Annotated in this window: 8 protein-coding genes and 2 pseudogenes; 2 read left to right on the plus strand and 8 right to left on the minus strand. The window is 40.6% G+C overall.

Annotated features, from left to right (window positions below):
- Window positions 1-502: 502 nt before the first annotated feature.
- A pseudogene (locus AB4161_RS21140) lies at window positions 503-992 on the plus strand (GGDEF domain-containing protein); the annotation flags it as partial.
- Between the two features lie 546 nt (window positions 993-1,538).
- Here the strand turns inward: AB4161_RS21140 and AB4161_RS21145 are convergent.
- From AB4161_RS21145 to vxrA, 5 genes are read right to left on the minus strand one after another with little or no spacing between them, the layout of a single operon-like run.
- Window positions 1,539-1,691: a YoaH family protein gene (locus tag AB4161_RS21145; RefSeq protein WP_004731009.1), complete on the minus strand. Its 153-nt coding sequence runs from the start codon at window positions 1,689-1,691 to the stop codon at window positions 1,539-1,541.
- A gap of 41 nt (window positions 1,692-1,732) precedes the next feature.
- A complete protein-coding gene (locus AB4161_RS21150) occupies window positions 1,733-2,887 on the minus strand; it encodes a conjugal transfer protein TraF (protein WP_017069084.1) in 1,155 nt (384 codons plus the stop codon).
- A gap of 50 nt (window positions 2,888-2,937) precedes the next feature.
- Window positions 2,938-3,825: a DUF2861 family protein gene (locus tag AB4161_RS21155; protein WP_372084215.1), complete on the minus strand. Its 888-nt coding sequence runs from the start codon at window positions 3,823-3,825 to the stop codon at window positions 2,938-2,940.
- A complete protein-coding gene (vxrB, locus tag AB4161_RS21160) occupies window positions 3,825-4,484 on the minus strand; it encodes a response regulator transcription factor VxrB (RefSeq protein ID WP_017060099.1) in 660 nt (219 codons plus the stop codon). The genes AB4161_RS21155 and vxrB overlap by 1 nt, the downstream gene beginning before the upstream one ends.
- The gene (gene vxrA, locus AB4161_RS21165; RefSeq protein ID WP_017065947.1) at window positions 4,459-5,931 is read right to left on the minus strand and encodes a sensor histidine kinase VxrA; all 1,473 of its coding nucleotides are present in this window, start codon (window positions 5,929-5,931) and stop codon (window positions 4,459-4,461) included. Before vxrA ends, vxrB begins: the two co-directional genes overlap by 26 nt.
- A 384-nt stretch (window positions 5,932-6,315) precedes the next feature.
- Here vxrA and AB4161_RS21170 point away from each other — a divergent pair, with 384 nt between their 5' ends.
- The gene (locus AB4161_RS21170; protein WP_372084216.1) at window positions 6,316-8,265 is read left to right on the plus strand and encodes a recombinase family protein; all 1,950 of its coding nucleotides are present in this window, start codon (window positions 6,316-6,318) and stop codon (window positions 8,263-8,265) included.
- On the opposite strand, the gene AB4161_RS21175 is transcribed toward AB4161_RS21170, so the two are convergent.
- The 3 genes and pseudogenes from AB4161_RS21175 to AB4161_RS21185 form a co-directional block, all read right to left on the minus strand.
- The gene (locus tag AB4161_RS21175; RefSeq protein ID WP_137001467.1) at window positions 8,266-9,264 is read right to left on the minus strand and encodes an HNH endonuclease; all 999 of its coding nucleotides are present in this window, start codon (window positions 9,262-9,264) and stop codon (window positions 8,266-8,268) included.
- 2 nt (window positions 9,265-9,266) lie between these two features.
- Window positions 9,267-9,839: a bifunctional 2-polyprenyl-6-hydroxyphenol methylase/3-demethylubiquinol 3-O-methyltransferase UbiG gene (locus AB4161_RS21180; RefSeq protein WP_137001468.1), complete on the minus strand. Its 573-nt coding sequence runs from the start codon at window positions 9,837-9,839 to the stop codon at window positions 9,267-9,269.
- Window positions 9,839-10,283: pseudogene (locus AB4161_RS21185) on the minus strand (hypothetical protein); the annotation flags it as partial. The gene AB4161_RS21180 and the pseudogene AB4161_RS21185, both read right to left, overlap by 1 nt.

Here is a 10,283-nt window from a genome sequence, read left to right on the forward strand (position 1 = left end):
TCAACTGCACATGCTTAGCTCTCGTTTAAATCCATCAACTAATAAAGTTCGTGTGTCTTATGTAGACCCGCACACAGATTTTTCAAACCTTCTTAACGATTCTCTCTAGAGTTAGTACTTTGTGTTCAGTTTGCATAGATTCATTACACTTATTGCTGGTACACAACACCGATACTTGGGAGATCCATAATCACGGTTTGCCCTGAAATTACGTTCAATTGGACTTAGGTAGCTTTGGTAGTTACTTTAAACCCATTGCGCTTAGTTTTTCTTTACTTGTTTTCTCTAACTGATATGCCTGCTTTGAAGTCGCAATGGTGTTACCGCCTGAGATTAGAAAGCTTATAATGTTTATCGACACATGTAATCAATAAGTAAAGTGACACTGTAGCTAGCTGTACAGGTAAAGCTTGGTCCTATGAAACACAAAATAAAGAACCCAAATAACGACTGTATATTTACACAGTTAAATTATTATCCCCTTAAAAACGTTACCTTTCGTATAAATACCGAACAAAAACAACGCTATTTAGGCATATATCTATCGCTGGGCGCGTATTTTTGCCTAGCAATCACGCTAGTGTCGTTGATCTCTTTTAATACGCTCATGGATAAGAACTACATCATCACACCTGACAGATAGCCTACGCGCGTAAATACGGACAGAGACCACGATGGTGGCACCGTAGGCTCATTACATAAGTCAGAAGATGGAATTGAGTTACAGTGTGACTTTGAACAAACCTATAGCTTACCCTTCTGTGAAATTGAGTTCGTTATATCGACCCAAAATAAAGGGCTCGATCTCTCAACGTTCGATTCGGTCACCATCAATATAGAATATGAAGGTCAAGAGGAGCCAAGGTTTCGATTCTACATACGTAACCACGACGACAACTACAGCGCTCAAAGCGACCCTTATTTCTAACAAGTTCTATCGCTTAGACTTATCATTCCCCAATAGAAAACACATCAATTTAGCATTCTCAAATTGATACGCGCCGCATTCCTTAATCGACTTCTACACAACACCTTACGCCTCGTAAGCTTTTTAAATACTTATTCTGTAAAGCACATATGTGGCAATGAAGCTTGCTCTAAGCGGTGGTAAGCCATTCGCGATATCGGTTTTGAACATTACCGCTGTGGATTGTCTCACTCTGTTCTTCGATGAAATCATCATTTGTCTGCTTCTGAACATTCATGGATTCTCATCCGTTCAAAATACAAGTCACAACGTCACTAGCCGTAAAAACACCATATATTTAGCCACTTAGGTGCGGTGACACAAATACTGACACCTAAAATGGCGATTGTTCCACTTTCAGAATTTACTGTAATTTAATTACAACCCAAAGCCAAGAAATGCCTGAAAAGTGGATCACTCCGACATAACTTACTGAATAAAAGGAATTTAATGGTTTTGGATAGGTCGGGAATTTAGGGTAGCTAAAGAGTTGGTATGTACGAGATAATATACTAGATGGTAATATATCTAGTTATAGTGCATTAAGGGTTAAAAAAGAAGGGCTGATGCCCTACTCTTCTTTATTACTCATTTCTTCACGAATTTGCTCAGCAACGATTTTAATCGCTTGTGCTGTGCTGATGCCCTGAGTCATCATTTCTTGAATTCGTTCAACAGCTTTCTGTTGTTCTTCGTGAGAAAGGGTTGGTAAGTCGTTTAGCATGCTCTGCTCCTTTATTTAAGAGCAGAACTATATAAGGACTGTTAGTAACTAGCAAGGAAATTGATGGATGCACCCATTGCATTTTCATTCGTGTAGTTAGCACTTAGATCTAGCTGAAACAAGTTCAATGGCGAGATACCAACACCAGCTGTCACTGTTCCTTCTGAATCAGAGTAAGCCAGGTTCTTGTAATACCCTCCCCTTAGCTTAAGCTGACGTAACAGGTCGACTTCAGTACCAACACGAATCATCTGTTCGTTGTCTTCGAACGAAGTAAACTTCTCTGCTTCATTCAAATCATAATCAACACTCAACGTAAAGTAATCAGAAACGATCCCCGCACCAACAGTGTAGACAGGCCCCAGGTTATAAGAATGACTCGATGTTACTGTTCTTGTAGCCCCTGTGCTGCTTGTTAGCTGTTGGCTAACGGATTTAGTTTCAATCTCACGGTCTATAATATTCGTTGCAGAAAAACCCACTCTAAATGGGCCGTAAAACCAAAGCGCACCTGCATCAATATTAAATGTAGTTTCCGCGGTGTCGTTTTCTCGAACATCACTTAGATCGTAGTTTTGTGCCGAGGCAATGTAGTTATACGTATAGATTCTTTGGAGTTTTGGAGAAATACCAAACGACAAATGTTGTCCCATGAACGTTTGATATTTTGCTAATGATATACCAGCTTCCATAATGCCAATAGAAACAGCTTTAACAGCAGTTAACTCAGCATTAACCAAGTCACTATTAGCAGCGTCACTAGATGTATCAGGGGTTACAAATGATTCAGTGTATGCTTTTGCAAATACGTTTGCTGCAATATACTGATTTGGTAGAGCGAATGCTACAACACCACCTAAATCAACATTCAGGCTATCACCATTAAGAGCATCTAGATCAGAACCAGTCACAGTACCTGACTCAATGCTGTCAACTAAATTATCGATATCATCAACTAAGTTATTAGGGTCATTATAATTACCGCCGAAACTTGGCGTGATCATTCCCATGTCATCATTACGACGATAAATGGCAACAAGTGCTGGGTTATAGAATGGAGCAGTTAGGAAGTTTGCTGAAACAACACCAACACCACCCATCGCATCACCACGCGCTTCAATGGCGTAGTTTGCTGCTGAAAGAGGAAGACTGGCGAATGCAATTGACGCTGCGAGTAGTTTTGTAGTTTTTTTCATGCCGTTTATCTTTGTTAGATCCCTTACATAGTTAACGGCACAATTTTAAATTACTTTAACTCTTCTTCGCTAGAAATATCATAAGTTTTACTGATAGTTTGTGCTTGTTCTATCGCTATGTCGCCTTGCCAGCGTGAATGCACCATTGAAACCGCTAAAACATAGCGATCATTAGGAAGTTCTTCACCAGTAAGGTTCATTGGATAATCAGATTCGTAGCTCTTGCCCCAGACCTGTTCATAGTGTTCATCAACGTAATCGTACAAACCGATTTCGAGCTTAGGGAGCGGACAATAAGGATTGAGTAGTTCTTTTTTATCGATTCGCCACGTGTCTTTTGATGCCCAGCGAACTTGTTGACGCATGGCAACTTCACCCAAAACAACCCAAGTGCTCCAAGACTTTCCGCCATCACCTTTAACGCTTAAACGGTATAAACCGGATTCAAGTTGAGAGACTAAATTGTAACGCTTGCGGTATAGACTCACCGATGCGTTGTTAACCACTTCACTGTCTTTGGTTAACTCACTGTCCGAAGAAACGATCTTATCGACCCACTTCTCGAAGGTAATGTCTTGAATGTTGTTTTCGGATTCAACATTAATCGATACACGAAAGGTATCTCGGCCAGGGCTTTGAATGATGTGTCTTTTAACGACGACTGAACTAATCCAATCTGGGAGTGTTTTTCTGGTGAGAGTTTTACCACAATCTTTGTTCAATGCTTGATCGAATAGTTCATTGAGGTGATCTTCTCGTGATTGAGACGAGTTGATTTGCCAAACTTCCACTAATGAGTCAAACATCTGAGGTAAATCATTATCTAGCAGATGTTTATGAACTTGAGTCAGAGCATCGCTGCTCTTAAACCAATCCGTTGCTTGCGCGGTATTCGCTACGCAAGAAAACATTAATAGTGGAAGTAAGGCTATTCTCATTACGCTTTCATCTTGTAACCAACGCCACGCAGCGTTTCAATTTCTAGACCCGGCAGTTTCTGTCTTAGTTGCAGAACGTGCGTGTCTACCGTACGTGTTGTTGGGAAATGGTTGTAACCCCATACATGGTCAAGCAGTTCATCACGTGTAAACACACGTCCAAGGTTACTTGCCAAGAACAGTAGAAGGTCAAATTCAGTGCGCGTTAACGTTACTTCCTGTTCATTGAAAAACACTTCACGTGTCGCTTTATCGATAACAAGATTCTGAGCGATAACTTTTGATGCATCTTGTTCTTCAGAATCTGGCAGGCGAAGTTGAGCACGAATTCGAGCAAATAGCTCAGCCTCTGCGAATGGCTTTGTTAAGTAGTCGTTTGCACCTGAATCTAGGCCCGCTACTTTGTCTTTTACTGTCACGAGAGCCGTCAGCAAAATAACTGGGATATCTTTCTTTTTCTTCCAACCTGGAAGTGAATCTACTGAGTCGCCATCAGGAAGTTGACGGTCTAGAATCACTAGATCCGCTTGTTCCCAGTAGCCTTCAACTTCAGAGATCAGTTCTGCATGCAAACATTCATATCCAGCTTGCTCAAGGCTAACTAATAAACCGTCAGCTAAATTTTTATCATCTTCAACGAGAAGCAATGTCTGTTTCACAAGGTATCTCCAAAATAAATGTTGTTGGGGGGCCGATAAGCGTCATGTGACCGCCCATTTTTCCAACCATAGATTCCACTATCGTCAGACCTAAACCGAGTCCACTCTTACTTACGAATGGCTTTCTTAGTTGCCCCCAATCTTTGCGAGACAAGTCTCCATTATCTATAACTTTGAATGTCAGCTTCTTGTCAGAAGTATTCAGTTCTAGAATTACTGGAGCCACACCGTATTTCACGGCATTTCTGATTAGGTTATCGATGCACGTTCCCAACCAATATACGTTCACTTTTGCAGCTATATCTTTGTTTACACGGAGTTCAATCCCCGGCGCAAAGTCTTCTTCAACTTTGTATTGGAGCCACTCTTCAACACTTGGCACCCACTCTGTTGCGAGCGGTTGATTATCTGATTGCAGGTAATCTTTACTTGCTTCCGCCAACTGTCTTAAACGGCGTGTATCTTCACACAGCCTACGGAACTCATCATATACCGATTCTGGTAAGTGTTCGAACTCACGCCTGAACCCTTCCACCGTCAATGACAAACTCGCAATCGGCGTTCTTAATTCGTGCGTTAGGATTTGAAGAACCAGCATGCGACTCTTCATCTCTTGTTTCTTGCTGTTCCAGCGGTAAATCGCCCAACCTAAGACAAGCATGATGTTGGCAATAACCAAGATAAACATGGCGACTTGCAGAAGCTCTGAATGATCTTCTATTTCCCAACACACATTACCACGCTGGACAAAACAGCTTTTACCTTCTGAAGACAAGCTAAACGATAACCCAGCAAGCGTGGCATTTTCGTTCCAGACTGATTTTTTATACAGGTAATATCTGTCGCCGCGTTTTACCCACATCTCATCAAGCTCAACAAACATACTGGCACCCGCTAACAGCGCGGTGATTGCTTCGCTATCCATTTGTTGCAAGCGAGACAGTAGTTCATCGTGTTCGGTGTTTGGTCGCTCTTGAATATGCATAAAGCGCTTCAGAGAGTCGAATTTTTCTGGGTACTTCTCAACGTATCGTGCCGCATAAGAACCGCCGCCAGGGTGAATCAAACCACTACGGCTAAACCAACGGTCAGAAAGCTTGGTGCCTTTACACATTGCACGAGTAAAAACTAAAGGCTCAGTAATCAAAGGGCTTAACGGCAGTTTACCACTACAGGTTTTTGATAACTGGTACAAGCGCTGAATGTCTTTTAACGGGTACTCTGCTGTTTGTGGCAGCATAGAAGACGGCATGATCAAACGTGTTGGATAATCAGCCTGTAGCACTCGAATATCGTAAGATTCGATTGCCGTTTCATGATCAAAGAGCTTGGTGAAATTATCGATACGCTCAGGTAAAGAGTCAGCAAATGCGTTTGCAGACACAGACAACGTAGCGATAAGAAGAGTAAATGTTCTTTTGATGATCACAAACCAACGCAAATTCATATAGATCAACCAAATATATACCATTCGCTATCAAAGATAAATTTTTAACCGCATGAAAAACTTTGAGAATGGCGAGCTACAGAGATAAAGGCCAATATATTACGGCCACATTGTACATACGTACTAGTAGGCTGATTGGCAAGCCAAACCTCAATTGCGACAAGTTTTGCATCAGGCTTCGTCAACTTCGTATCAACTGAGATCACACATAGAGTCGCTTTCGTAAGATAAAAAAAGGAGCTCAAATGAGCTCCTTATCGAGTTGTTACAGATTGTTTAGAGGTGATCTCTATAGATGTTCTAAGATACTTAGACAACTCTTTTTAGCATCACCAAAATCAATATACTCTATCTGTTATACTTATAAAAACAGTGGAGAACACAATGGCAATCATACCTTATGCGCGAGTAAGTTCGGGAAAACAGCTTGAAGGTCTATCAATGGAGCTTCAAGGCGATTCTAGTTTACTGGAAAAGATAGCAAAAGAGCACAATACAATCGTCAGTCACCTTTTCTATCATGATGAGGGTGTGAGTTCCTATAAAGGCAAGAACGCAAAAGAAGGCGAACTTGCTAGACTAATTGCTGATATAGAGAAAGGTATTATTCAACCCAACGACATCATAGTAATGAGAGCGTTGGACAGATTGAGCCGTCAAACACTAACAGCTTCAGAGCGTCTATATAATGACATTGTTGAGTCTGGTGTTTGTATCTTGACCACAATAGACAATCACATCTATAAAAAAGACTGTGTGATGTCTTCAGTTTTGAAAACGCTGTCATTCAAAACAGCTAATGAAGAAAGCGCCAAGAAAAGCCATTTAACAAACAAATATGCACAGCACAGAATTCAGCAGTTTAAAAACGGAGATATCCCAGACAACGGCACCGCTTATGATGTAGGTGTTGGAAAGCATCCATTCTGGATTCAAATCACTGACAGAGTTGTTCAGAAGCATGACAAAAATTGGAAGATAGCTAGACAGATGTTTGACATGGCACTTGACGGAGCTGGTGTTGGAAAACTATTGAAGTTTACTCAATCAGTTGGTCTTGACCTCAGCTATTCGAGTGTTTCTAAGATGTTCCGAAGTGCTTCCGTTTATGGTGATTTGCATATCAATCACCTTGACTCTGACCATCATTTAAAGGGCTACTACCCTGCTCTAGCAACACTAGATGAATATTACAGAGTTCGAGCAATCAAAGACAAACTAACCAAAGAAAGTAATGGCCTAAGAAAGAAAGTCAGCATCTTAGGTGGTATTCAAAAGCTGTATTGTGGCTGCTGTGGTCACAGTATGGGCATTCACAGAAACGTTAAGCAAAAGATTGAGTATTACACTTGTATTAGTCGCAAGCAGTACTGCTTCCAATCATTAAGGCAAGACATCATTGACACTATGGTTCTGAATGCTGTGAAGTCTCATGTATTCAACTTTGATGCCACAGACAGCACTAAGATTGATGCGCTAGAGATTCAGCTTTCTGAGCAAAAGAAGAAACATGACGGCATGGTTCAACGTTTTATGATGCTCGGCGATTCTGCTGGTGATGGCGCTTTGACACTGATTTCGGAGTCGAAAGCAACACTAGATTCATTAGAGCAAGAGATTGAAGATGAGCGAAATGCTGTTGCAAATTCAACGATTGACTTGTCCACTCTTCAAGACTTTAAAGAAGCAGTATTGTTCTATGAGAATCAGCAAGACCAACTCCAAGATTGGGTGAATGGCGACTGCGACACTAAGCAAGAAATCCGTGACCTTCTCAAGATGATTATTAAACGTATTACCATTGATGACAGACATTTAATCAAGATTGAGTTGATGGATGGTGAAGTCGAATACCTCTACTTACTAAGAAGAAAGGATGGTAAGAAAAACCATGACAGATTCTTTGTACCTGTTCATATTCGAAATGAAGAAGAAATTAAGCAAATCAGAGAGCACGCACCTGAACTAGTAAACTTTGTAACTGAACGTGAGCTTGATTCATTAGATTTATATCTTGAGGATATCACGAATCCAATACTCACTATTGAGAGAGCTAGGCATACCAGAGACTTAGAAAAAGAGTTCTTCGATTTGCTACAGTGTAACTTATATGAATGGAAGCGAGCCTATATACTCAAGCACATTGAAGCAACCACAACACAATGGCAAGACTTCAAAGATATTGATGTCACCAAATATGGCTTTACTAAGGCTGAGCTAGAAATAACAACACAAAGCTATACCAAGCAAAAAAAGACCGTTGTCTATCGAGAGTGGGATGAACAAGCAGTGTTAGAACTACTTGGATGTAGAAAAGTAAAAATGCTTAGTTAGTTACTTATTATTAAGTACAGTGATTAGTCTCCTATAAAATGGGTCGGACGCTGGATTGTAAGTTTCAGCTCCACCCCAATAATAATTACCAAGAACGGTTTTAACGTTGTCATAGTGAGTCTGAAGTGACACCGCTCTTCTTCTTGGTGTAGTGCCTAACGCATTAGCAATTTGAGCTTTCCAAGGATGATTGCTACCCATGATATTTTCATTTCTCTTAATCAACTTTTCGATGAAGTGCTTCCCTACCAATCTATCGGATTTCAGTAAGTTACAATCACCATGCGCTAAGACAAGATTCCAGATTTCATCATGGTTTACTACTTGGCGAGGCAGAACATGGTCAACATGGATATCGTTGCTCATGTGCTCACCACAGTAGAAACAGGTGTTGCCTTGGTATCCTGACAAGAATGGAATGTTGTTAGTTAGCGCTTTTCTGTCATAACCGTTCTTGAGGTAGATTTCACGAATATCATTAGCAAGTTGAAAGTTAGTTTGGTTAATGCTGAACGCACCTTCTAACAAACCCCATCTAGCATTGATTTCGCTATCTAGCGTATCTAACTGAGTAGTGTCGAAATTAAGCAACGTATCTTTTAATATTAATTTGTTACCAGTGTCGATTTCATAGAAGTAATCAGCAACGATTCTCTTATCTGTACCAATGGTTTGGAATCTTGGTACAACATCTTCAAAAGCGGTTTCAGCAACTTTCTTAATTGCTTCATGCCTGCTGGTAGCATTGATTTGGTACTCTTTGACAATGCGCTCCATCTTGGTTAATCGGTTAGGATTGCCTTGCTGTGGCATTGGATTTTGCTCTAATCGAGCAAGGTAAGCATCAAAATAATTCTCTGCTAAGTCACCCCAAAGAATCTCTGTTTGCTGATTTCTAGATGCTTTTAAGAGCGTCTGAGCAAGCCCCATCTTGTATGTGGCAGCATTCAAGCCAAATAAGATGATGCCTTTAAAGAAGTCTTCATTGTCAAAGTTCATGCTTATTCCTTAATCAAAATAGCATTCAGCCACTTTTCTGATTCACGGCCTTTCCTCAAATCAGATGTACACCATGTTTTCGAGATAGCGACACCTGAATCAGCAATTACTTGTTCGAGCAGAGATTCATTGAGATTAGTGAACTTTCTTCCGTTACGTTCAATTTCATTGTCACCATATTTGAATGAGCAATAGAACACACCTTTAGGCTTTAGATGACTAGCTAGATTACTAAACGTTTGAGGTAGCTCTTTCATTGGTACATGTAAGAGCGAAGCACACGCCCAGACTGCACCAAAGCTTTGTGGTGAGCTGAATTGTTGAAAGGTCGTTATCTCCACAGCTTGATTGATTTGATTCTCAGCTAGCTTTCCAAGCTCTTCACTTGCATCAATAGCATGAACTTTATACCCTTGGTTTAGAAATGCTTTGCTGTCTCTACCAGAGCCACAACCAGCATCTAAGATAAGGCTCTCTTTGGGAATGAGGGGAAGGAATTCATTATATAAGCTCGCCATATCAACTTTGATAGTGCCATCAAAGAATTCTTGAGCATTTTGGTCGTAGTAGTTCATTACTTTGAATTCACTGCTTTTAATGCTTCGATGATTAGATTGTTAGTGTCTTTATCTGTCTCTTGCTTAGAGAATACCTGCATGATGAGTTTGATTTTGGTGTCACGTTTGAATTCTAAAATCTGCTCTTCAGTCATGTTTTTGCAGCCTAGTGAGTTAGTGAGTTGCTCCGCTAAGATGCCCGCTTTAAGCATGGTCATTTTCTCAGTGTTCAAAGATACGATGTGTTTAATCAGATAGAAGAACACACCAGATAACCCTCCAATGATAAGGGTTGTTGCTGTAACTAATGGAAGTCTGCTCAACAAGATATCCCATGAACTCACGTGATAGAGGTAGATTGTGTCACTGAAGTTCTGACCGTTCCAGTATACATACACAGCCATGCAAACAAGCCCAATAAAGGTAATAGCAGCAAAGCAATAGAGCCTGTAATTTAAATTG

This window comes from Vibrio sp. 10N.286.51.E5 (genome assembly GCF_041469125.1).
In the GTDB taxonomy this organism is placed as follows: Bacteria; Pseudomonadota; Gammaproteobacteria; order Enterobacterales; family Vibrionaceae; genus Vibrio; species Vibrio crassostreae_C.